A 23,454-nucleotide genomic window follows, 5' to 3' on the forward strand; every position below is an offset into this window, starting at 1 on the left:
TAAAAAACCCTCCTCTAAGTTTTCATTTTTATACTAACTTAAAAGAGGTATTAAAAATAATTTAAACTAGCTTAAATACACGGCTAAGGTCGCCGTCTTTCATCTTTTATCGACAATATTGTTGCTTGTTCGTTTTTTAAATAGCCCTTCATCCCAACATTATCTCTGACGATGACTTCCCCAACAGATATGCTATCATGTGATACTTCATCGCCTAACTCATCAACAAATTTCACGTTCGTACCAATTATTGCATTATCTGCTTTTGCTTTTAAACGATAGTTTTCTTGGTCAGGTAAATCTTGAAAATGAGGTCCATTACACGAAATCGTACTTGCCCTCGGAAATATGGAACATTTTATACCTATCCTCATCCAAAATATTGATGATAGATTTTCTTCGCTTCTACAATATCATTCGTTCCATGAATTAATACACGTCCATCCCGAAAAAGAATAATCTGATTTTGATTAACTTGAAAATGAATTAAAAATGGATTTGACTTCAAATGTTGAACATGTGGAGCCAGGTTCTTTTCAAACTCAATAATATTAACTAACTTTGGTTTTGCAGGACGAATTTGAACCGTATTACGACCGCATAGTACTGCAACCTTGGTTATTGATTCTTTCGTTAAATATGGATAGGTTGGGTTTAATCCACAAGTCAAACATGTAGACTTTTTTAAACTTTTTACATTGATCTTTGTTTGCTCGTTTTTCCACAAATCAAATGCCAATAATTCTTTTCGGATTGCTTCCCAATCTTCCACTAAGATTTTCAATGCTTCTACCATTTGATGTGACACAACTTGCGTAACTGTAGGCGCAATAATTCCTACAGTATCACAAGTTGTCCCTCCGAATAAAGGAATGATTTCCATCAAACAGTGTAGGCAAGGTGTTTCATGCGGCAAAATGGTATATGTAATACCATAGCTACCTACACATGCTCCGTAAATCCATGGAATTTCATACTTGACTGCAAAATCATTTAGTAAGAAACGTGTTTCAAAATTATCTGTTGCATCGATGATTAGATCTACATCTTGAAACGCAAAAAGTTCAGATGACGAAATGTCTAGAACAAACGCTTCAATCAGCACATCACGATTAATTTTCTCTAATCTTTGTTTTGCAGCAACAGCTTTTGGCAAATGTTGAAACACATCTTCTTCACTGTATAGTTGTTGGCGTTGTAAATTTGACCAATCTACATAATCTCGGTCCACTATGGATAACTTACCTATTCCAGCACGTACAAGTATTTCGGCATTGCTACTACCTAATGCTCCTGCTCCAACAATAAGTACGTGTTTTTGTTGAATTTTTTTTTGGCCAACTTGTCCTATAAATGAAAATAGTTCTTGTCTTGAATAGCGATTAATCAATAATACTCATCCCCTGTGAAGGACTACTAGCTTGAGCCCGCTCTTTTTTCTCTATAATTCCTGCTTCAAAACCTAGTCTACCTGCATGAATTGCTAGTTTCATAGCTTCTGCCATCTGCACTGGATTCTTCGCACCAGAAACTGCTGAATTTAGCAAGACTGCATCTGCACCTAGTTCAAGAGCAAGTGCTGCATCAGACGGAGTACCTATACCTGCGTCTACAATAACAGGTACTGTCGCTTGTTCAATGATAACTTGTAAATTATATGGATTTAAAATTCCTTGTCCTGAACCAATTGGCGACGCACCTGGCATAATGGCATGAACCCCAAGTTCTTGTAATTTCCGAGTAAGAACGACATCATCTGAAGTATACGGTAGTACAATAAACCCTTTTGCTAAAAGCATTTCACATGCACGATATGTTTCTAATGGATCAGGCAATAATGTATCATCACACCCGATTATTTCAACTTTCACCATATCGCATAACCCAGATGCTTTTGCTAGTTTAGCAATACGTACTGCTTCCTCAGCTGTTTTCGCACCAGCAGTATTTGGTAATAATCGATAGTTTGATAAATCTATTTTATCTAGCAAATTAGGCTGGGATGGTTCAAAAATATTCATACGACGCACAGCAAATGTTAAAATTTCAGCTTCTGATGCTTCTATTGCTCCTTTTTGAATATCAAAATCTGAAAATTTCCCTGTTCCTAGTAATAATCTTGAAGTAAATGTATATGGTCCAATTTGATACATGTTAACCCCCTCCGACAAATGTAACAATCTCAATAGAATCAGTAGACTTAACCACTGTCGAATAATTTTCTTTTTTCAAAATTACGCCGTTTTGTTCGACAACAACTATTTTTTCCTGAAGCCCTAAGTAAATCAATAAGCTCTCAATTGTTTTCACATGGTCTGGAACTTCCATCTTATTTCCATTAATAAACATAGTGTTTCACCATTAAATCTGACATATATTCTCCTACGAATGGGCTTAGCAATATGCTATAACGATAATGTCCTGTTGATACAAATTGCCCTTGAATTGTCCAATGTACTTCCATATAACGTCTGCCTCCATTTCGTAATCCTGCCCATGTTCGGTCCCAACTCGCATCTTGTAGGGCTGAAACAATAGAAAATGCATTTTGTAATATTGTCTACAATACTCATTGCTTTAACATCTCTTGATATAAATTTGGCTCTATCGTTGCACCAGTGACGTATTTACTATAACGTTTTGGTACTATATAAAATCGTTTTAAAAATATAGGAGCATTAAGTAATGGGCAATTACTTTTTAAGGAAATCACTTCCATTTGGTTCAAAATTTCTTAATTCTTCTGAAAAAAGCAACAATGTTTCTTCTCCAGCTGATACTTGCCAAAAGCGAATTTGTTGAATACGTTCAAATTCTTCTTCTGAATTTGCAATCCTGTATATTCCTTTCACTTTGTACCCTATATCAATACCTGTTTTTGCACGGATTTTTTCGGCTACTTTTGGAAATAATGTTCGACTTTTTCTTACCATTTCATACAAAAGATCGTCATCCCATTGTGCTGAACCCCTAGTAATCCAGCAGCTACATGTGAAGCACCCTCTGCAATTACCTTTTTCTCAAGAATTGCTACGTGTAAAACGCGTTCAGCAAGTCAATGTGCGATTGTACTACCGATGATGATCATACTATCGAAACTTTTCATCTTCCCACTCCTTAAGTTGACGAGCATATTCTTTTACCTTTTCAATAGGGTCATTTGCCTGCCAAATTCCTGACATCACTGCAATTCCTGAAACTCCTGACGCACATACTTCTTTTGTATTTTGCGGAGTGATTCCACCGATAGCAATCACAGGAATAGATACAGTGCTTACAAGCTGTTGTAATAATTTTGTTCCACGACAAGCGATTCCTTTCTTACTTTCTGTATCAAAAATATGTCCATAGAGTAACCAATCGGCCTTTGTATTTGTAGCTTCTTCTAGAGAGTGAATAGATGCACCAATTTTAAGATTTGAGAACTTCTCACTTGCGATAGCTACAGGAATACTACGATAACCTATTTGCACATGAGAAACATCCGCAGCAAGTGCAACATCGATTCGATCATTAATCACAATCTTTTGTAATGGAAAGCCTGCATATTTTAATTTTCTTATACAATCAAAGAGTTCAGAAGCAGTGCAACTTGGCTCACGAATATGCAAATAGCTTATATAGGGTTCAAACTTAGTTACAAAATGGACCACTTCATGTAGTGAATGCTGGCCATCTGTAATGATATGGAGCGCTATTTTTTTATTCATTTCTTAAATCATCCTATTCTTTCATATCTAAAATAGAAATTAAGTTGTTGTTCACTTCCTTTCATTATAATTCCATACAAAAAGCCACCCCTCAAGCATAGAGAAGTGGCTATAAATCTTGTACATTGAAGTACAAAAAGTAAGCCACTTCCCTTCGCTAGTATGATCTAGATCAGGTTCAAAGAGTTGAGTTTCCTCTCTCAGCACATCCGTGCACCCCTAGTGGTCTTTTCAATATTCAATTAAAATGTTATAGCAAATAAAGTGAAACTTCCATCAAGCGGGACTTCTTCATCCCCACTTGATGGTTAGTCGAACCAATCGGCTTTTACAGGCAGTTATCCCCCATCTTTCTTGTTCGCTTCTCTCAATCTTTAGATGAGGGTTATACAGCCCGTTAATGAAAGATAAAAAAGCCCTTGCTTCCACAATAAGGAAACAAGGACTTGTATAATAGACAATATCCTATCTGCTTCCCTACGCCAGCATAATCTAGATCAGGTAAAAGGATCATGAGCTTACGGCTCTACTCTCAGCTGGCAACACCAGCTCTCCTAGCAATTATTGTATGAAATTACAAATTAAAGTATAGCACTACCGATTTAATTGTTCAATAATGTATTATTAGAATAAAATCAAATCTTTATACTGCAAAAGCTGAACTCATTAAAACACAGAGCTCAGCTTTAAATTCATAGAAATCTATTTTTAAGAAAAGATGTTAGTTTAATTATGGATTATGTTGCAACAGTGCGCTATGCAAATCATGTCATTGTTTAGCTATAAATGATTCATAAATGCATTAACTATAAGGATTGTTCCTACTCTTGTTAATGCTTTTTTCAGTTGTTATGTAAACGATTATTACAAGTTTTGGAACAGAGGTTGATAGATAGGATTGTTCTTGTTCTGCAATCGGGCCATTTTCTTGAGTAACACATTTAAAGAAAATCGTTATGGAGCTAAGAAATTGTGCAGATTTTCACTTAAAATAAAGGAGCAGGTTAGTTTAATAAGTTGTTTGTTTTATCATTAAATAAGAAGGATAATCAATAGAAGAAGTAATTCAATTTAATATTAGTTTCGATGAACCGCAGCGTAAGATAAGAAAAAGCCATTCCCTCCACAATCGGAGAGAATGACTTGCTTTCATAAGTCGTAAAACTATTGTTACAATTTTGCCCAACGTTCCTCTAACCAGTTCATAAATTCTGCACCTTTGTCGCCTTCATACGCATCAAAGACATCTAAACGCATACGTTTTAGTTTATCCGCAAAATCTGCCACTGTATGGTCCTTTGGCAAGCTCTTTTTAACCCGTAGGAAAATTTTGTCTGTTCCTTTGATAATATCAAAACGTGCAGGTGATGGTTTCTCTACGTCCTCGCCAAGCGCAACAAGTGCTTCATAGGCTGCTAATTGGACCTTGTTGACAGTATCATGTTCCATACGATTTTTTAATATATCTATGATTTTGTCATGTTGATAAGCCGATAATATTTCGACTGCGGCTAAACGCTCTCGCCAGCTAGACGTATAATTGGCCTGTTTTTTTAATGTTTCATACTGCTCAGGTAATGCTGTTTCAAATTGTTTCAAGTGAGTGCACCTCTTTTTTTCACTAGAGGAAAAATGAATTCTTCTTCTGCTTTTCTTATTATACATTGTCTTGGTGAAAATAGCGATGAATCGCTGGTAAGCACATATATATATAATTGAAACTAACTTATTAAGGTGAACCGTATCATAATTATGTACTATTCTTTATAGATTTGCCTTTCTTTTTAAACGAACGAAGGCTTTAGTTTAAGAAGAAATATGGTTATGATTTTCCACAATCGTGCGCTTTTCTAGAGTAACGAGAAAAGCCTAATTTCTCAATTTTAATGACGAGAAACGGGGCTTTTTTATATTTACTTATAGGGCAAATTGCCAAATAACTAACTTTATCAATAATTCTCACCAATTTTGGTTTAATTAAGTGTATCAAGTTACAATCTGTGATATCCTCCATTACAATTCATTTAAAACAGAGATAACGTTTGTTGTTCCAATTCCTCAGTTAATAGGTAAAATCTCCTTTTCTGCTTAAACTTCACTTCACAAAATTACTTTGCATGGTTTACGACATACTCATTGCACAATCTTATTAAATCGAGGTATGAATGTATATTTATTTAGTAACAGTTTAGAAGTAGTTGGGGCAGCAACAGGGCTAATCACTAAATCAATGAACGATAAACGTTGCTGTCATAATGTTTATAGACTATGGAACATATTTCATGATATACTAGAGCCATTGTGAAAAAAGGAGGAACTTGCATGATTCAAGTAAGTAATGTAGGTCTTCGCTATGGCGATCGTAAACTATTTGAAGACGTAAATATAAAATTCACACCGGGGAATTGCTACGGTTTAATCGGGGCAAATGGTGCAGGAAAATCAACATTCCTAAAAATTCTTTCTGGTGAAATTGAAGCACAAGAAGGAAATGTTTCTATGGGTAAGGACGAACGTTTATCTGTCCTTAAACAAAACCACTTCGAATATGATGAGCATACAGTATTAGATACTGTTATTATGGGTAACAAACGCCTATATGATGTAAAAAATGAAAAAGATGCAATTTATGCAAAAGAAGATTTCTCTGATGAAGATGGCATGCGTGCTGCTGAATTAGAAGGTGAATTTGCAGAGCTAAACGGTTGGGAAGCTGAATCAGAAGCTGCAACATTATTAAACGGTTTAGGCATCTCAGATGACCTTCATTATATGTTAATGGGTGACCTTGAAGGTTCTGACAAAGTCAAAGTATTATTAGCACAAGCTTTATTCGGTCAACCAGATGTTCTATTACTGGATGAGCCTACCAACCACCTTGACTTAAAAGCAATTCAATGGTTAGAAGAATTTTTAATTAACTTTGAAAACACAGTAATCGTCGTATCCCATGACCGTCACTTCTTGAACAAAGTATGTACACATATTGCGGATTTGGATTTCTCTAAAATCCAATTATATGTGGGTAACTACGATTTCTGGTATGAATCTTCTCAGTTAGCGCAAAAAATGGCGCAAGACCAAAATTCGAAAAAAGAAGAGAAAATTAAAGAATTACAAGCGTTTATTGCTCGTTTCTCTGCCAATGCATCAAAGTCAAAACAAGCAACATCACGTAAAAAAATGTTGGATAAAATCGAGCTTGACGATATTAAACCATCTAGCCGTAAATATCCATTTATCAACTTCCAAATCGGTCGTGAAATCGGTAATGATGTCTTAACAGTGGAAGGTTTGACAGCGAGTCAAGAAGGTCAAACGTTATTTAAAGACATTCGCTTCTCAATGAATAAAGACGATAAAATCGTATTACTAGGTAGCCCGATGGCAAAAACAGCGCTTCTTGATATTCTAATGGAAGAAAAAGAAGCAGATGCTGGTACATTTAAATGGGGTGTCACAACATCTCAAAGCTACTTCGAAAACGATCATGATAAATACTTTGAAGGCTCTGAAAAATCATTAGTAGAATGGCTTCGTCAATATTCACCTGATGATGAAACAGAAAGCTTCCTACGCGGTTTCTTAGGTCGCATGCTATTCTCTGGTGAAGAAGTGAAAAAATCCCCTTCTGTCTTATCAGGGGGAGAAAAAGTGCGTTGTATGTTGTCTAAAATGATGTTAGCAACTGCTAATGTTATTTTACTTGATGAACCAACGAACCACCTTGACCTTGAGTCCATTCAAGCGCTAAATGAAGGGTTAATCCGCTTCAAAGGTGCCATGATCTTCACATCACATGACCATCAGTTCATCCAAACAATTGCTAACCGTGTCATTGAAATCCGTGAAGATGGTACGATTTTAGACAAACAGTTAACTTATGATGAGTTTTTAGAGTGGAAAGACAGCCAAGGTTTAAACTAAACCTTTCTCTAAATAACGTTTCATAGTATGATGCTCCCCCACTTACTTGGGGGAGTTTTTATTTTGGAAATTAAAAAACGACAAATACTGCTTGTATTTGCCGTCTCATTAGATTATTGCATTTCTTTCGTTGGTCCTAATACACCTGGTACAGGTAAACCAGCTTGTCGTAATAGTACAGTCATTTGTCCACGATGATGTGTTTGATGATCAATCATTGCGCGTAATAATGCGCCTCTAGAAATCGGTCCTTTAAAACTGTTCACTTCTTCTAGTAAGCCCTCATTTGATAGCTTTGCCGCTTCCTCATTAATACTGTTGGCTAACTTTTCATAGGTCGCTACAATGTCAGCTGCTGTAGCTGGAACTGGATCTTCTTGACGAATCATCGGCACTGTTAAACCTGCTAAATAACTAAAATAGCCTGCTGCACCAACTAAATGCCAGCCTAACCAACCTAACGAATTATGCCCTTCAACAATACATTGCTCTAACTTGTCATCCGTTATTGCTTTTAGTACTTGAACCGTTCCTTCCGCTGCAATTGACCAGTCGTTTAGAAAATCTTCTACTTGTCGATACATCAAATCGCCCCCATTTTTTGACTCTGACATTATCATAGTCAATTCTAAACAGTATCGCAAGTTTCTAGAATGTGGTTAACATACATAACAATATCAACTTTGCTACAAATGTTCTAAATTTCTGTTGATAGTAGCATCTATTTCATAAAGTAGTAGAGTTCACCCATATAGTTGTAAAATCATGTATAATGGGCTACAACTTAAATAATTGGAAAGAGGTATTTTATGTTCTCCCCATTAAAACAAGGCGATACTATTGGTATTTATTCGCCCTCCAAACCAGCTTCAGTACTTGCTAAAGCACGTTATGAACGAGGTAAGGCAAGATTACAGGCACTCGGCTTTACCATCAAGGAAGGTCTATTAACTGGCAAAAGTGATACATACCGTTCTGGTACGCCAAAGGAGCGTGCACAAGAGCTCAATGATTTACTACGGGATCCTACGGTGAAAATGATATTACCTACGATGGGAGGCACAAATGCAAATAGTATGTTGCCTTATATAGATTATGCAGCGTTACAACAAACGCCTAAAATACTTGTGGGCTTGTCGGATGTAACAGCCATCCTACTTGCCATCTATGCAAAGACTGGCATTCCGGTGTTTTACGGTCCTTCTGTTGCATCCACATTCGGTGAATTCCCACCATTCGTCAACTACACAGAACAATATTTTAAAGAGTTGTTTATGCAAGACGTGCCAATTCCTTATGAAATGCCCACTCCCCCTATCTGGACGGACGACCGTATTAATTGGCTTGAAAAAACTGTAGAAAAAACACAACATGATAATGCATGGATTACCGTACAACAAGGAAGTGCGGAAGGTCGTTTAATTGGTGGCAATATCAATACAATGTATGGTTTTATAGGAACCCCCTTTTTCCCACAAATAAAAGAAGGCGATATTTTACTGTTAGAAGATACATCTAAAACGATTGCTGTAGTGGAGAAAAACTTCGCCATGCTAAAATTACATGGCTTCTTTAACAACATTTCCGCAATTATTTTAGGTAAACATGAGCAATACGATGATGAAGGAACAGGACGAAAACCATACGATGTTCTGTTAGAACAGCTGGACGGGTTAGCCATCCCAATCTTGGCGGAGGTGGATTGTTGTCATACACACCCATTGCACGCAATGCCACTTGGTTTACGTGTCAAAGTGGATGCAACGCAAAAACGCATTACATTTTTAGAGAGTTGGTTCTGTTAATATTCGTATCTAGTCGTCACTTCACGTATACTTAAAGAAAAATGGCAAAGGAGTTGGATATGAGACAAATCATATTCTTATGTCTAGCACTCATTCTTGTTGGCTGTACAAACAATCCAAAAACTGAGCGTCAGGAACAACCTAGCCTTGCAACGAATCATGACAAGACCCAAACAGATGAGCAAAATACAAAACAGCTAGATGCAGGACTGATAACTGACTATTTCCCTCCAGATGGATCAACAGCTTATTTTCAAGGTGAAGGCAACGAATTTGCTAGTTACACACTTCAGACAAGCTATATCGATAAAACGTCAATTGCACAAATCGAAAATAATGGCGGTGTCATTTTATTAAAAGTTTATCGTATTACGAATACCGCAATAGAACTTGTTTATATGGAAGCGGTCGATGAAGCTCCTACAGTGCCAACAGCTCAAGAAATAGCATCCTTTCCGGTTATGGAAACGATTTTACAACAACCGCTGCAAGTTGGGCATCGCTTTGATGGTTGGGTCATTCTATCGACTACTGCCGCTATCACAACGAGCTTCGCCACTTTCCACAATGTAATTGAGCTTAGGAAAACAAAGGACAACATAACGACGACAAAATACTTTGCCAAAGGTGTGGGGCTGATCCATACTAAAGACGAAATGAAAACAAATATGGAAGAAGTTTTTACGGTCACTTCAACGCTTCAAAAAATCGAATAAATTGTCTACATCGGCGTCTCTCTGGCGCCTTTTTCTTTAAGTAAGGAGGTAGCTTACATGAGCGATATACATAAGCACACTACTGAAGAAGAGTTAACAGAAGAGGAATTGATTGAACTTGTTTTGGCAGAGCAACAAAAGGCTTTAGCTGAAGAACGGGAAAGACGACTGCAAGGAAGCAAGTCGAAGAAGCAGAAGCCTATTATTAAATGGATGATATGGTGCATGGCGTTCGTCTTATTTATGAATACATTTGCGCTGATTTTCCAAATTTACTCGATACCAGCTATTGAATTTCTCAAGGTCTCTAGCCAATTATCAAAGCAAGAAGATATTCAAACGTATAAAAAAGCGATTGTTGAAGTCTCTACTGGCTCTAGTAAAGGGACAGGCTTTGTCATTTCTCCAGATGGCTTAATAGTAACAAATGCCCATGTGGTGGAAAATGCGCTTACATTGTCTGTTGTCTTTCCAGAACAAGGGCTTATGGAAGCACAATTAGTACAAAGTTTTCCTGAAGTCGATTTAGCTCTTTTGCAAGTTACTGGTACCAACCTACCGTCGTTAACGCTTGCCAATCGCCCTAGTTATCAAGAAGATGAGGCAGTTTATTTCATTGGTAATCCACTAGCTTTCACAGGTATTGCAAATAAAGGAACATTACTAAATGAAATTTATCTTGATGATTGGCAGGTGCCCGTTATGATGATGCAAGCACCTGTATACAAAGGCAATAGTGGGAGCCCTGTTCTTAATACAGACGGTGATGTTATTGGTATTGTGTTCGCCACCATGAAAAAGGAGCCTTATGGACGAGTAGGATTGTTTATACCTGTACATGTTTTACAAGAACAAATCGAGCAAACTATTAATGCGTCGTAATTAACTTAGCAACTGATGTCCTTCTATGATTAATAAAAGCCCCCCATCTATCTTCAATAGATAGCGGCGGGGCTTCTCCTATTACATCTTTCCTGACAGTTCATCATGATTATATTCGCTTCACTACACGATATACTTTCAGTTAGACATAATTGTACCCCCCTTCTTTCAAGAATATATTCCAATTTCAAAAACCACTCATATAGTAGTGATACGTCACTCCTCCTATTGCTCTTATAAATCGAAAATCAAACTACAATTTAATATCAATGATTAAATTATTAAAGTTTTTTATTAATAAAATTAATTTATTTAATTTTAATGTTTATTTTATTGATTTTTTATTATATAATTTAATCAACAAATAGAAAGGATGTCACACTATGGCTTATAAAGTAATTACAAATTGTCCGGTCTGTAGTAAAACATTAAAAATAACCAGGCTAAAATGCTCTCATTGTCACACTACGATTGAAAATGAATTTGAATTATCAAAGCTGGCTTCCTTATCAAAGGATCAGCTGCATTTTGTGGAAGTATTTTTGACATGCAGAGGGAATATTAAAGAAGTTGAAAAAGAATTGGGTATTTCCTATCCAACGGTAAGAGGCAAGTTAACAGACATTATTTCATCCCTTGGATATGAGCCAAAAAAGAAAAATGAAATCGACGAAAAAAAAGTTGTCACTATGTTGGAAAATGGCGAAATCACAGCTGAAGAAGCCATTAAACTTTTAAAAGAAGAATAAGGAGGAATCAATGATGAAAGAAGAAATTTCAAGAGTGTTAACCATGATTCAAGAAGGAAAAATTGATGCAGACAAAGGATCTGAACTAATTCAAGCATTAAAGGATAAAGAAGAAACGGGAAATATATCGTTAGAAAAACCAACTACCTATTTAGATAAAACATTAAAAATTCGTGTGATTTCTGCCGAAAATGATAATGTTACAGTTAATTTGCCTATAAAACTTGTAAAAGTAATATTAATGGCAGGTCACAGCATTGCTGCAAGCATACCTCAATCAGAAAAATATGTTAAAGATATAGATATCAACCTTATCTTAGAAGCAATCGAAAACGAATTAGATGGCCAAATTGTTGATATTAAATCTGCAGACGGGGATACCGTTTCAGTTATTATTGAATAGTGAAACGCTTATGATGTATGTCAAAGTAAAAGCAAAAGGTGTGCGCTTCACCATTCCTATTCCATATGCATTTGTCAATATCGCTATTTCCATTTTAACTTCAAATTTTATCCAGTTAATGGCAAACAAATGGACAAAAGATCACTTCGAAAGAAAAAAAATAGACTTTACTTTTCCACCAATAGATAGAGAAGTGCTCAAACCTATTGTTCGGGAGCTGAAAAATTATAAAGGAATCGTACTAGTGGATGTCAAAGCAAATGATGGTACTGAAGTGAAGGTTAAATTATAGTTTGCAGTACGTGGAGAAGGTACAGTGAACAAAGCGAACAATCCCCCCTTTCTAAAAGAATGGGGGATTTTAATTCGGAACAATTTAAGTTAACATAATATAATTATTTTTTGTTTTTGTGCAGATAGTTTGTAACAATTGATTTTGCAGGCATTTTACTTAAAAGTTCCTCGCTTGTTTCTGTTAGTTTTTGTAAAAGTCCAAGCAATTTCTCATCACCAGTCTAATGTTTTTCAATCACTTCAGGGCCCAATTTATTAATCGTCATATTAAGAACATACGTGGCTAACATCAAGTCATCCAGAAAACCGCCAAAACCAAATATACCTTCTGGTAAAACATCCATTGGGAAAATAAAATACGTAATGGTTGCCCCAATTAATGTTTTACTTTTAGAGTCAATTGCAGGATCTGTCACGATTTTAATTAGTAAATGAAATATATCAGGTACAAATAATAAATAATCAGCATATCGATGATTCTTCCCTGTTTTTGAAGTGAAAAATTGTACAAGTTTCCTCCGCAATGTTTGATAATAATCATGATGTTCCTGCTTATTCTGTTTGTTTCCGTTGTTATCCATGTTGAGCTGCCTCCTTCTACTTTAATTTCCTATTACCCCAAAACGAAAAAATAATCCTATTAATAATTAAAAATGAGCTATTGAAAACGAGTCCATAGCAAAATACCTGCCCTTACTATTGTCGAACTAGCGCAAAAGTATACAAAAAAAAGCACCCTATAAAAATAGGGTGCCTTTTTTTAACGAAAGTAATTTTAATTACCGAGAATTAAAGTTTAGTTACGTTAGCAGCTTGTGGTCCGCGGTTGCCATCTACAACTTCGAATTCCACTTTTTGACCTTCGTCAAGTGTTTTGAAACCTTCGCCTTGGATAGCTGAGAAGTGTACGAATACGTCGTTTTCGCCTTCAACTTCGATGAATCCAAAACCTTTTTCTGAGTTAAACCATTTTACTGTACCTTGTTTCATTTAAAAAAACCTCCAAAAAAATAAAAGTGAACAATATGTAATTTCTTCAACGAATTAAAAAAATTCACATATTACAAAGAGTACCGAACTAACGCGATCACTTTTTGTAATATGTGAATCCATGTTTCCGGTGAAGCAATTAAATTGTTAAGTTAAGTATACCATCATTCATAATTTTGTCAAATAAAGAAAATTGTTTTTTTAATTAATTTGAAAATTTATTTAACAATGTCCTTCAAAAGCCATTATGCCATGGTATACTTGCGCATCATCATCACAAGCTTCACAGTAAAAACTTTCATCTTCAGACCAAAAAGCCCAAAAACCACCCTCTTTAGTCGCTTCATGTTCATATACTGATCGGAAATGCGCTAATTTCCGTTGTAATGCCTGCTCAAATTGCTCTTTTGTATCAAACGTTTCTTGCGTTTGAATAAAAGCTTCCCAGCCTTCAAATTTCCACCAAGGCTCATAGTCAGCTTTCATGTAAAGTATTGTATACATATTTGCCACATTCCTTGCTGTTATAAGATATTCTAATTTTAGCAAACACTTCTGAAATGTCTATTAAAACACCCTGCAATATGCTATTATTACCTTATTATTCATTATTTAATTTGGGAGGTATTTTTTTATGTTTTCAAGTATTCGACCTAAGGCCGAGCTAGAACAATTGCTAAAGCGAGGGACCAACTTAAGTGCAACAGGCCGTTTCAACAAGACATTGGCATTTAATCATTTTAATAAACAAGATGAAGAAAATTTAAAAGCTCTCTTTTATAAATTGAAGGATATTACGCCTTCTATGAATGCAATATTTAAAAATTATTTAAATGAAATCTCTCCCTCCTCTCAACAAACGATTAGTGAAGAAAATATTAGTCGCTATTTAACACAATTTTTCTTGGCCACTCGTGATGATGAATATGTGGATGAAACGGTAAAGTTTTTCAATCTGTTTCGAAAAAACCAATATGAACCTGGTAAGTTAATTGTAGTATTTAACCAATTTGCCTTTTATATTACGACTTACATTTTACATAACTTTGGTTTAAAACCATACAAAGCTTTTGAGTATATGAAATCTTTCCAATCAGCTGTCAATGTGGACCAGGAACTGCTTGTGGAAGTATTAACAGAGCGTATAATTGAGAACGTTGTCGCTGAAATTTCATCACTTATGGATGTAAATGCAAAAATTATGTACATGAAAGATTTAGTATTTAGTTTAGATAAACAAAATGAAGAAATACAATCTTCTACTGCTGCAACAGAGGAAATTGCCGCATCAATCAATGAAGTTGCTCGGATGTCCTCGCATATTTCTGAAAAAACAACGGAATCAGTTGATCATGCTGTCAAAGGTAAGAATGCCATTGAGCATGCTTTATCAGAAATTTTTAAAACGGAAGAAACGTTTACTAACATCGTTGATTCGTTTACTGAGTTACAAAAACGTGTCAATGATATCGAACACGTTGTGACATTAATAAACCAAATTGCCGATCAAACAAACTTACTTGCACTGAATGCCTCAATTGAAGCTGCTCGTGCTGGTGAACATGGCAAAGGATTTGCTGTAGTAGCGCAAGAAGTCCGTAAATTAGCAGAAGGAACGGTTTCCGCTCTTAGTGAAGTATCAACAAATGTTCACCATCTGAAAAGTTACTCCAATGATGTATCACATTCCATAACGGAAACAACAACGATTATTAAGGAAGCTACAATTGAGGCAAAACAATCATTACCACTGCTAAATGCTATTGTTGCTGCAATTGAAGGGATTAATCTCGATGTGACCAATACAGCTGCCATTTCGCAGGAGCAAGCTGCTGCCATAGACGAAGTATCAGCACGAATGATTGAAATTTCAGGCCATCAAGATGATATTCGTGATTATAGTTATAATACATCCAGCGATATACACTTACTCGGGCAAGAAATTAATCGTTTCCGTAATGATATTATCGCAAATAATAATGTCCAGTTATCTTCCATTGCTTTATTACAACTTTCAAAAGCAGACCATATTTTATGGAAATGGCGTATTTATAATATGTTCCTTGGTTTAGAAAAAGTGCAACCAAGTGACGTGTCTTCACATACTGAATGCCGACTCGGTAAATGGTATACTGCTCCTCGGACAGTGGAACGTTTTGGTCATTTACAAGATTATCGTGAATTAGACGAATATCACCTACAAGTGCATAAATCGGCTAAGTTAGCTGCGGAAGCATATCAAGAAGGCAATATTCAAAAGGCTGATGGCCATTTACAAGAGGTAGACGAGGCCTCGAAGCGTGTTCTATTCTATATTAATAATTTAATTACGTACTTGGAAAAAGAACGTGTTATGCAGTAAGGTGGAGGGACTACCCTCCTCTACTTTTGGGAGGTTTTAGCGTGAACAAGAGAGCGCTGATTAAATTTTTCGGAGATGTTTATGGAACAGGATATCGCTTTTTTATCAAACAAAAAGCGATAGAATTAGGCTTGAAAGGTTATTGCAAGTTGAATGCTCAAGAGCAAATAGAAGTAGAGGTAGAAGGTTCAAAAAAAGCAATTGATGAATTTCTACTATTTGTTCAAAAGGGTGTTAGCCTACAAGCAGATTCAAATTCTTTTGCTTTAGAACTTTTCGACGATTTAAAAGGTTATGTACGTATGGAGTCGGACATTGTTTAAGTCTGACTTCTTTTTTCTACTTGTCATTTTACACAAGAAAAAACAGTAAGTGACGGACTTTTGCTAATGGTCTTCTATAAAACGAACATACTATAAAGAATACACGCCTAGCAAAATGTGAATTCTACTCATTAGACAAGTGTATTTATTGAGAAACTTAGCAATTAGCAGTAAAATTTATGTAAGTCTTAAGATAATTATTGAAACTTTATGTCGATTTTAACGTATTAAAAGATAGACATATTGAAAAGCAAGGAGGAAGAAACGATGCTCAGTATCGGACAGTTTTTCTCAAGACATACCGCTAGCCTTTTAATTTCTCTATCAACTGTTTCTATTACAGCGTTTGCGGCAAATCCAGGATTCTTCCTTGGTGGTTGTTTGTTCGCTGGCACCTATGCAACGAGCACAACATTGCTAAAACTAAATCAAAAAAGAAAAGTTATGCACATAGCAGGAATTACAAAGGATGAGTATAAACATATTGATTTACAGCTATCGACAGCTAACAAACATATTCAAACATTAAGCCAAAACTATTTACGAGTTCGTTCCGTGTCAGCCTTTAAGCAATTACTCGAAATGACACGTATTTCAAAAAACATTATCAAAATTGTCAAAACTGATCCAAGAAAGTTTTACAATGTGGAGCCATTTTTCTATGCGCATCTTCCTTCTGCTGTTGAATTGACTGAAAAGTATACTATGTTGTCAAAACAGCCTGTCAAAGATAAAGAAATCCAAATTACATTATCAAAAACGCGTGAAACTTTAGCGGATTTAAATTCCACGTTTCAAATTGACTTAAAGGATGCACTCTCTAATGATATCGATCATCTTCAAATGGAAATTGAATTCGCAAACCGTTCCAATTTAAAACGGAAAGAACAATTGGAATGGCGAGGCGAGGAAAAATGACAGCTAACAGAGATGCTTTCGTCCATTTAGATTCATTGCAAGGAATCTCACCTCTTGTACAAAGCTATTTAGCATCGTCAAATCAAGAAGCGATGGAGACCTATGAGACATTGTCACCTCTTGCCCAAAGTCGTGCACTTTTATATGCAAGTCAAATTGACCTAAGTAGTTTTGAATCCGTATTATCATTAGGTCAAGACTCTCAACGTGCAGTCTCTCAATTTGCAGATCGTATGCTTGCCCAAGTGAAGGATAAAGATGTCACAAAAATTGGTCAAATGCTAGATTCCTTAATGCAAACATTAGACCGTGTAGACCCTGCGGCACTAGAGCCAAAAAAACCTTCCTTCTTTAAAAAAATGTTCGGTAAAACGAGTCCTAGCGTCAAACAAACATTAACGGAATTTGAACGCATTAGTATTCAAGTCGAACGAATTGGTGTTCAACTCGAACGTGCTCAACTACAACTGTTAAAAGACGTAGAAATGTTAGAACAGCTATATGCACACAATAGAGGATTTTTTGAAGAGCTTGCAACTGCCATTGTAGCTGGACTGATGAAAAAACAGCAAGCCATTGAAGTAGAGTTACCTACAAAAGTGGATATTGTACAAACAACTAAACAACCGCTAGCTGTTCAACAGCTCAATGATTTCACAGCACAACTGGAAAGACTCGACCAACGTATTTATGATTTACAAGTGTCCCAGCAGGTTGCATTACAAACTGCCCCTCAAATACGCATGATTCAACAAGCTAATCAAACGCTTGCTGAGAAAATAGAGTTTTCAATTGTGACACTCATTCCTCTTTGGAAAAATCAATTGGCTATGATGTTATCCATGAATATGGATCATCATTACAATCAATTGGAAGAAAGACTGGCACGAACAAACGAGCGCTTTACTAGTCCTACTTTTGAACAGCAAGTATTGAAATTTAAAGAAACACAGCAGGAGCTTAAAACGGCCATTCAAGATGTTTTTGCTTTGCATACTGCTACAGAACAGGATAGACAACATTTACAACTAGATGTTGCTGGGATGAAAAAAACAACGAAGGAATAATATACTGGGTCGCTAAATATATAAAGGGGTGTCTCAGAAGTTCTCTGTGACACCCCTACTCATTTTATGCGAAATACTCTTTGTAGTAACCACCGATATTACCCGTGTTGTCAATAATGAAAATGAACTCTTCTGTTTCATTTTTCACTTCATACTCTTTTCCTACTGTTAATACGTTGGATACTAAATATTTTGATGCATTCGTATGTTTGCAAGTAACCGTACGAAGTGTTGGCGCATCTTTCCATTTTAAATGTAACATAATTTCTCTACCTCTCTTTACTAGCACTTAGCTAACGTCTATTGTTTATTTTATACGATTTTAGCTCTTTTGTGGAGAAAAAACTATAGAAGTCTATATTTTGTACTTAATGACGTTTTATTTACACATTTACCCTAATAAAATGATACTAGAGGTGTTGTTATGAGTTTTGGTGGTGTTCCGCAATGGTTTTTTATCATCGCTGTTGCATTTGCCATTTGCTTTATTTTATATGCAGAATGGAATTCTAGAAAATAAATGAGTCCATTTGTTATGGAACTCCCTTAAGACTGTCGAAACTTGTTTTTACTTTAAAAATACTTTCCTAGCACTCGTAAGCCCTACCACGACTTTTCATGGTGGGGCTTACCTAGTGCTATTACATTTTACATGTAGATTTCCGATACGGAGTGCTTTCCTATTACAGATGTGACTGAAGCATTATCAAGTGTCAGCACGGACTGAAATCCATTGATGCTGAAGATAAACGAACGCTACACTTACTTCAGCGTTCGTTTTAAAAACTCTTTTGTACGTTCATGTTCTGGGTTTACTAGCACCTTCAATGGTGGCCCCTCTTCCACAATTACCCCTTTATCCATAAATACAACACGATCTGCAACTTCCTTCGCAAACTCCATTTCATGTGTTACGATTAACATCGTATTTCCTGAATCCGCCAACTCTCGCATAACTTTTAAGACTTCCCCGACCATTTCTGGGTCTAGCGCAGATGTCGGTTCATCAAATAGCATTACATCTGGATTCATCGATAATGCCCGCGCAATCGCTACACGTTGCTTTTGACCACCAGAAAGTTGACGTGGCTTAGCATTGACGTATTGATCCATACCGACGATTTTCAAATATTTCAAGGCTGTTTTCTCTGCTTCATCTTTTGAACGTTTGAGCACCTTTACTTGCCCTACTGTACAATTTTTTAACACATTATGATTGTTAAATAAATTAAACTGTTGGAAAACCATTCCCAAATGGGTACGATAAGCTTTAATATTATGCTTTTCGTTTAAAATATTTTCCCCTTTATAAATAATTTCGCCACCATTTGGCGTTTCAAGTAAATTAATGCAACGTAAGAGTGTTGATTTACCGGAACCTGATGACCCGATTAAGCATACAACCTCTCCTTTTTCTACTTTAAAATTCACATCTTTCAACACTTGGTTACGTCCAAATGATTTACTTAAATGCTCTATTTGAATGATTGCCATTTGTTCGTCCCCCTTAGTCAATTTCCTTTAATTCTTTTTGATAAGCATCCGGTCCATCAAGGCGTTTTTCAACGTATAATAATATTCTTGATGCCGTAAATGTCATGATAAAGTACAGCACACATGCAACAAAGAATGATTCGAAATAGCGGAAGTTATTACCTGATATTGATTTCGTTTGGAAAAATAGTTCCGTTACGCCAATCACACTTAAAACAGCCGTATCTTTAATATTCATAATTAATTGGTTGCCTGTCGCCGGTAAAATATTACGCGCAACTTGTGGTAATACGACATACATCATTATTTGTACATGTCCCATCCCAATAGCAGAAGCAGCTTCGTACTGTCCTTTATCAATGGAAACAATCCCTCCACGAACAATTTCTGCCATATAAGCACCTGTATTAAGCGAAACGACTAAAATACCTGCCGTAATAAAGTGCATATCAATCCCAAAAGCAATATCTAGTCCGTAAAATACTACCATTGCTTGTACAATCATTGGTGTACCACGGAAAAATTCTACATAGCATGTCAGTATAAAATTAACACATTTTAATACATAATATTTTATACCCTTTTTACGTACTGGAATGGTATGCATAATCCCAATAAAAAATCCGATAAATGCACCAATGACTGTACTGATAATTGAAATAAGTAATGTATAATACGCACCTCGTAAAAACATTTGCCAGTTGTTTTCTATTATAGAAATGATCCAATCTAAACTCATGATGTTCCTCCTAACAACGCGTTGTTGCTTGATATCAAATATGCCTTAGCGAAATCATCTCTTCATTTGAATGATGTTGCTTTATTCAAATTATGTGATACACACCATAGACATGAGCATTTATCAGAAGGTGCTACCCTTCTATATAAACGAAATGATTGAGGCTGCACCGCTTAATAAAAATCCTTTTTATTTCCAAGGATTCATACTTTTATATCAAAAAATAGCATACTAGAAATACTTCCAGTATACTATTTTCCATTTTGGCGCAACCTCAACGAAATTACTGTGCTGCAGGTTGTTGAAGAATTGCTTCTTCCATAATTTTTTGGCGATCATCTTCTGAAATACCTTTTAGGATTTCATTGATTTTATCTAGACTTGCATCACCTTTACGTAAACCAACTGCAATTGAAGTATTTGAAATATCTGTATCAAAGCCTTCTTCGAATGATACAAATGTAAATTTGTCATTCGCTGCTGCAGCAGAAATACCTTCTGGACGCTCTGCTACATAACCATCAATTTTGCCTGCTTCTAAAGCGACACGCATTGCAGAGAAATTCTCCATTGCTGTTTGTTTTTCTACGCCTTTAATTTGATCAATTACATTGTAGTTAGACGTATTTAACTGTGAAGTAACTTTTGCACCTGAGAAATCTTGAATAGATTTTGCATCTTCGTATTTACTACCTTTTTTAATTACCATGACGAAATCAGAAGTATAGTAGTTTTCTGTAAAATCAATTGTTTGTTTACGTTCTTTAGTTGGAGACATCCCCGCTACAATCGCATCAATTTTTTTGGATTGTAGTGCTGGAACTAAACCATCCCATTCCATTTTGACAATAACTAATTCTTTTCCTAAACCTTCAGCAATCTTTTTCGCCATTTGTACATCATAGCCGCCTGCATATTCTGCATTATCAGCAATTTTTACTGCACCATTTGAATCATCTTGCTGTGTCCAGTTAAATGGAGGATAACCTGCTTCCATACCTATGCGGAATTCTCCACCTGTTTCTTCTTTCGCCGCATCACCTGATACTTTGTCTTCCGATTTGTCTCCAGCACCACAAGCTGCTAACAAAATCGCTGTCATTGCCGTTAACATAAATAGCAACCATTTTCTTTTCATCTAAAACTCCCCTTTTCTGTAAAAAAAATAAAGCAACTGTACAAAAAAAGACCTAAGTTTTGAACTTAGGTCTTACCTTTTATTGACAGTTGCCCAAATCCTCACTATAATTTCCATCATTCTGAGATAGCACAACCTAGTAAACTGGAATTAGATTTACTAGGACAGTCCTGCACTTATTCACTGCAGACCCAGCATAAAAGTACGAGCTCCTTTTATACTTCGGCGATATTTCCTTCTCCATTACGTCTTCGCTTGCTTTAACTCAGCAATGGACTAATAAATACCGCGCCTCTACCTCACATAGATAACAGTGAGGTTTGTTTATTTAATTGATATTTAGATATTACTATAAAGCTAGTCTATTCGTCAAGATAGTTTTATCATTTTTCTGACTAATGACAAAATTAGGTTATTATCCTTCTAAAATCCATAAATTACATCTAAGAAAGTAGAAGTGTTGTAATTATTATTTAATATTTTTCCATAAAATATTATCATGTTCAATACTACCGGCAATACAAAAGATTCAGTATTTCTCTACATTTAAAGGCCTTTAGACCAATTGTATAAGGCAAAATTTCGTCTATTCCTTGAGAACCGAAGCTTCCCTATACAGGGACAACAAAAAGCCCTGCAAACCGTTAAATTTGCAGGGCTTGAACACATATTTTTCTGTATTAAGAATTTAATAATAAATCTTCTGGATTTTCAAGTAATTCTTTAACTGTTTTAAGGAAGCCTACAGAATCTTTACCATCGATAATGCGGTGGTCATAAGATAGTGCTAAGTACATCATAGGACGAATTTCTACTTCACCGTTCACTTCTACTGGACGTTTTTTAATTGAGTGCATACCTAAAATAGCAGCTTGAGTACCGTTCATAATAGGTGTTGACATTAATGAACCGAATACACCACCATTTGTAATCGTGAATGAACCGCCTTGAAGATCAGCGATACCTAATTTTTTATCGCGAGCTTTTTTAGCTAAATCTGCAATTGAATCTTCAATTTCAGCAAAGTTTTTACGGTCAGCATCGCGAACAACTGGTACTACTAAACCTTCTTCAGTTGATACAGCTACACCAATATCAAAGAAGTTATTTAAGTGAATTTCATCGCCAACGATTTGAGCATTCACATATGGGTATTTTTTAAGTGCAGCCACTACTGCTTTTGTGAAGAATGACATGAAACCAAGCTTAGAGCCTGTTGACTCAAAGAATTGTTCTTTTTTACGTGAACGTAATGCCATTACGTTTGTCATATCTACTTCATTGAATGTTGTAAGCATAGCAGTTGATTGCTTCACTTCTAATAGACGTTTAGCAATTGTTTGACGACGACGGCTCATTTTTTCAATTGTAACACGAGATTCGTCAACAGCTACTACTGCTTTTGGTGCTGCTGGCGCTGCTTGTGGCGCTACTACTGGTGCTGTACCATGAGCTGCAACGTCTTGAACACGTACACGGCCTTGTGGATCTACTGGAGATACAGCTGCAAGGTCAATACCTTTTTCACGAGCAAGTTTACGTGCTGCAGGAGACGCAATGACACGCTCACCTGTAGTTTCTTCTACAACTGGTGCTGGTGTTGGAGCTGCTGCTTGTGGCGCTGCTGGTGTTGGAGCTGCTGCAACTGGTGCTGCAGCTGGTGCTGGTGCTGCACCTTCGCCAGCTTCTACAACTGCGATTACTTGACCTACAAGAACAGTATCGCCTTCTTCAGCTAAAATTTGTGTTAGTACGCCAGCTTCTTCAGAGATGATTTCAGCGTTTACTTTATCTGTTTCAAGTTCAACGATAAATTCACCTTTTTCCACGCGGTCGCCCACTTTTTTAACCCACTGTGCAATACTACCTTCTGTAATCGATTCTGCTAATTCAGGGACTTTAATTTCAGCCACTTTCATTTCCTCCTTTGATTAACG

The 23,454-nt window shown here is 36.1% G+C and carries 26 protein-coding genes, 1 pseudogene and 3 riboswitches; of the genes and pseudogenes, 11 read left to right on the forward strand and 16 right to left on the reverse strand.

Annotated features, from left to right (window positions below):
* Nucleotides 1–83 precede the first annotated feature (83 nt).
* The 7 genes and pseudogenes from T479_RS10740 to T479_RS10770 all read right to left on the reverse strand — a co-directional run bounded on the left by T479_RS10740 (nucleotide 84) and on the right by T479_RS10770 (nucleotide 5,309).
* A complete protein-coding gene (locus tag T479_RS10740) occupies nucleotides 84–374 on the reverse strand; it encodes an AMP-binding protein (RefSeq protein ID WP_025219540.1) in 291 nt (96 codons plus the stop codon).
* A complete protein-coding gene (locus tag T479_RS10745; protein WP_025219541.1) occupies nucleotides 371–1,390 on the reverse strand; it encodes a MoeB/ThiF family adenylyltransferase in 1,020 nt (339 codons plus the stop codon). Before T479_RS10745 ends, T479_RS10740 begins: the two co-directional genes overlap by 4 nt.
* Complete coding sequence (locus T479_RS10750) at nucleotides 1,383–2,153, reverse strand: thiazole synthase (protein WP_025219542.1); 771 nt, start codon at nucleotides 2,151–2,153, stop codon at nucleotides 1,383–1,385. Before T479_RS10750 ends, T479_RS10745 begins: the two co-directional genes overlap by 8 nt.
* Before the next feature lies 1 nt (nucleotide 2,154).
* Nucleotides 2,155–2,349: a sulfur carrier protein ThiS gene (gene thiS / locus T479_RS10755; RefSeq protein WP_025219543.1), complete on the reverse strand. Its 195-nt coding sequence runs from the start codon at nucleotides 2,347–2,349 to the stop codon at nucleotides 2,155–2,157.
* Nucleotides 2,339–3,106, reverse strand: a pseudogene (locus T479_RS23195) (FAD-dependent oxidoreductase). The gene thiS and the pseudogene T479_RS23195 overlap by 11 nt, the downstream one beginning before the upstream one ends.
* Nucleotides 3,090–3,710, reverse strand: a complete 621-nt coding sequence (locus T479_RS10765) for a thiamine phosphate synthase (protein ID WP_025219545.1) — start codon at nucleotides 3,708–3,710, stop codon at nucleotides 3,090–3,092. Before T479_RS10765 ends, T479_RS23195 begins: the two are co-directional and overlap by 17 nt.
* Before the next feature lie 132 nt (nucleotides 3,711–3,842).
* Nucleotides 3,843–3,941, reverse strand: a riboswitch (TPP riboswitch).
* Between the two features lie 226 nt (nucleotides 3,942–4,167).
* Nucleotides 4,168–4,276: riboswitch (TPP riboswitch) on the reverse strand.
* Between the two features lie 604 nt (nucleotides 4,277–4,880).
* On the reverse strand, nucleotides 4,881–5,309 hold the full coding sequence (locus T479_RS10770; protein ID WP_024361655.1) for a HEAT repeat domain-containing protein: 429 nt from the start codon (nucleotides 5,307–5,309) through the stop codon (nucleotides 4,881–4,883).
* Nucleotides 5,310–6,032: 723 nt separating this feature from the next.
* On the opposite strand from T479_RS10770, the gene T479_RS10775 reads away from it, so the two are divergent.
* On the forward strand, nucleotides 6,033–7,637 hold the full coding sequence (locus T479_RS10775; RefSeq protein WP_024361654.1) for an ABC-F family ATP-binding cassette domain-containing protein: 1,605 nt from the start codon (nucleotides 6,033–6,035) through the stop codon (nucleotides 7,635–7,637).
* 113 nt (nucleotides 7,638–7,750) lie between these two features.
* On the opposite strand, the gene T479_RS10780 is transcribed toward T479_RS10775, so the two are convergent.
* Nucleotides 7,751–8,221 (reverse strand): DinB family protein, encoded by a 471-nt coding sequence (locus T479_RS10780; RefSeq protein ID WP_025219546.1) that lies wholly within the window; start codon nucleotides 8,219–8,221, stop codon nucleotides 7,751–7,753.
* 225 nt (nucleotides 8,222–8,446) lie between these two features.
* On the opposite strand from T479_RS10780, the gene T479_RS10785 reads away from it, so the two are divergent.
* The 6 genes from T479_RS10785 to T479_RS10810 all read left to right on the forward strand — a co-directional run bounded on the left by T479_RS10785 (nucleotide 8,447) and on the right by T479_RS10810 (nucleotide 12,484).
* Entirely contained in the window at nucleotides 8,447–9,442 is a 996-nt protein-coding gene (locus T479_RS10785) for a S66 family peptidase (RefSeq protein ID WP_024361652.1), read from the forward strand.
* A 59-nt stretch (nucleotides 9,443–9,501) separates the two neighbouring features.
* On the forward strand, nucleotides 9,502–10,158 hold the full coding sequence (locus tag T479_RS10790; RefSeq protein ID WP_025219547.1) for a hypothetical protein: 657 nt from the start codon (nucleotides 9,502–9,504) through the stop codon (nucleotides 10,156–10,158).
* A 57-nt stretch (nucleotides 10,159–10,215) separates the two neighbouring features.
* Entirely contained in the window at nucleotides 10,216–11,040 is an 825-nt protein-coding gene (locus T479_RS10795) for a S1C family serine protease (RefSeq protein WP_025219548.1), read from the forward strand.
* Nucleotides 11,041–11,423: 383 nt separating this feature from the next.
* Nucleotides 11,424–11,789, forward strand: a complete 366-nt coding sequence (locus T479_RS10800; protein ID WP_024361649.1) for a DUF2089 domain-containing protein — start codon at nucleotides 11,424–11,426, stop codon at nucleotides 11,787–11,789.
* Between the two features lie 13 nt (nucleotides 11,790–11,802).
* On the forward strand, nucleotides 11,803–12,192 hold the full coding sequence (locus tag T479_RS10805; RefSeq protein WP_024361648.1) for an SHOCT-like domain-containing protein: 390 nt from the start codon (nucleotides 11,803–11,805) through the stop codon (nucleotides 12,190–12,192).
* A 10-nt stretch (nucleotides 12,193–12,202) separates the two neighbouring features.
* Entirely contained in the window at nucleotides 12,203–12,484 is a 282-nt protein-coding gene (locus T479_RS10810; protein WP_025219549.1) for a hypothetical protein, read from the forward strand.
* Between the two features lie 223 nt (nucleotides 12,485–12,707).
* Here T479_RS10810 and T479_RS10815 read toward each other — a convergent pair whose 3' ends face one another.
* From T479_RS10815 to T479_RS10825, 3 genes are all read right to left on the reverse strand, one after another.
* Nucleotides 12,708–13,067 carry a YkvA family protein gene (locus T479_RS10815; RefSeq protein WP_227665443.1) on the reverse strand — a complete coding sequence of 120 codons (360 nt, stop codon included), beginning with the start codon at nucleotides 13,065–13,067 and terminating at the stop codon, nucleotides 12,708–12,710.
* A 208-nt stretch (nucleotides 13,068–13,275) separates the two neighbouring features.
* Nucleotides 13,276–13,476, reverse strand: coding sequence for a cold-shock protein (locus T479_RS10820; RefSeq protein WP_004230088.1), 201 nt, complete (start codon nucleotides 13,474–13,476; stop codon nucleotides 13,276–13,278).
* A gap of 222 nt (nucleotides 13,477–13,698) precedes the next feature.
* Nucleotides 13,699–13,980: a DUF1033 family protein gene (locus T479_RS10825; RefSeq protein WP_024361645.1), complete on the reverse strand. Its 282-nt coding sequence runs from the start codon at nucleotides 13,978–13,980 to the stop codon at nucleotides 13,699–13,701.
* A 130-nt stretch (nucleotides 13,981–14,110) separates the two neighbouring features.
* Between T479_RS10825 and T479_RS10830 the strand changes: the two genes are divergently transcribed.
* The 4 genes from T479_RS10830 to T479_RS10845 all read left to right on the forward strand — a co-directional run bounded on the left by T479_RS10830 (nucleotide 14,111) and on the right by T479_RS10845 (nucleotide 18,146).
* On the forward strand, nucleotides 14,111–15,838 hold the full coding sequence (locus tag T479_RS10830; RefSeq protein WP_025219550.1) for a globin-coupled sensor protein: 1,728 nt from the start codon (nucleotides 14,111–14,113) through the stop codon (nucleotides 15,836–15,838).
* Between the two features lie 41 nt (nucleotides 15,839–15,879).
* On the forward strand, nucleotides 15,880–16,161 hold the full coding sequence (locus tag T479_RS10835; protein WP_024361643.1) for an acylphosphatase: 282 nt from the start codon (nucleotides 15,880–15,882) through the stop codon (nucleotides 16,159–16,161).
* Between the two features lie 267 nt (nucleotides 16,162–16,428).
* Nucleotides 16,429–17,079: a 5-bromo-4-chloroindolyl phosphate hydrolysis family protein gene (locus T479_RS10840; RefSeq protein ID WP_024361642.1), complete on the forward strand. Its 651-nt coding sequence runs from the start codon at nucleotides 16,429–16,431 to the stop codon at nucleotides 17,077–17,079.
* Nucleotides 17,076–18,146 carry a toxic anion resistance protein gene (locus T479_RS10845; RefSeq protein WP_025219551.1) on the forward strand — a complete coding sequence of 357 codons (1,071 nt, stop codon included), beginning with the start codon at nucleotides 17,076–17,078 and terminating at the stop codon, nucleotides 18,144–18,146. The genes T479_RS10840 and T479_RS10845 overlap by 4 nt, the downstream gene beginning before the upstream one ends.
* Nucleotides 18,147–18,210: 64 nt before the next feature.
* Here T479_RS10845 and T479_RS10850 read toward each other — a convergent pair whose 3' ends face one another.
* From T479_RS10850 to odhB, 5 genes are all read right to left on the reverse strand, one after another.
* Nucleotides 18,211–18,408, reverse strand: a complete 198-nt coding sequence (locus tag T479_RS10850) for a DUF6501 family protein (RefSeq protein ID WP_025219552.1) — start codon at nucleotides 18,406–18,408, stop codon at nucleotides 18,211–18,213.
* A gap of 500 nt (nucleotides 18,409–18,908) precedes the next feature.
* Nucleotides 18,909–19,640, reverse strand: coding sequence for an amino acid ABC transporter ATP-binding protein (locus T479_RS10855; protein WP_025219553.1), 732 nt, complete (start codon nucleotides 19,638–19,640; stop codon nucleotides 18,909–18,911).
* Between the two features lie 13 nt (nucleotides 19,641–19,653).
* Nucleotides 19,654–20,379: an amino acid ABC transporter permease gene (locus T479_RS10860; protein ID WP_024361638.1), complete on the reverse strand. Its 726-nt coding sequence runs from the start codon at nucleotides 20,377–20,379 to the stop codon at nucleotides 19,654–19,656.
* A 283-nt stretch (nucleotides 20,380–20,662) separates the two neighbouring features.
* Nucleotides 20,663–21,517: a transporter substrate-binding domain-containing protein gene (locus T479_RS10865; protein WP_025219554.1), complete on the reverse strand. Its 855-nt coding sequence runs from the start codon at nucleotides 21,515–21,517 to the stop codon at nucleotides 20,663–20,665.
* Nucleotides 21,518–21,636: 119 nt separating this feature from the next.
* Nucleotides 21,637–21,822, reverse strand: a riboswitch (Lysine riboswitch).
* 375 nt (nucleotides 21,823–22,197) lie between these two features.
* Nucleotides 22,198–23,430, reverse strand: coding sequence for a 2-oxoglutarate dehydrogenase complex dihydrolipoyllysine-residue succinyltransferase (odhB, locus tag T479_RS10870; RefSeq protein ID WP_025219555.1), 1,233 nt, complete (start codon nucleotides 23,428–23,430; stop codon nucleotides 22,198–22,200).
* Nucleotides 23,431–23,454: the final 24 nt, after the last annotated feature.

It is taken from the genome of Lysinibacillus sphaericus (assembly GCF_000600105.1).
GTDB classification, from domain to species: domain Bacteria; phylum Bacillota; class Bacilli; order Bacillales_A; family Planococcaceae; genus Lysinibacillus; species Lysinibacillus sphaericus.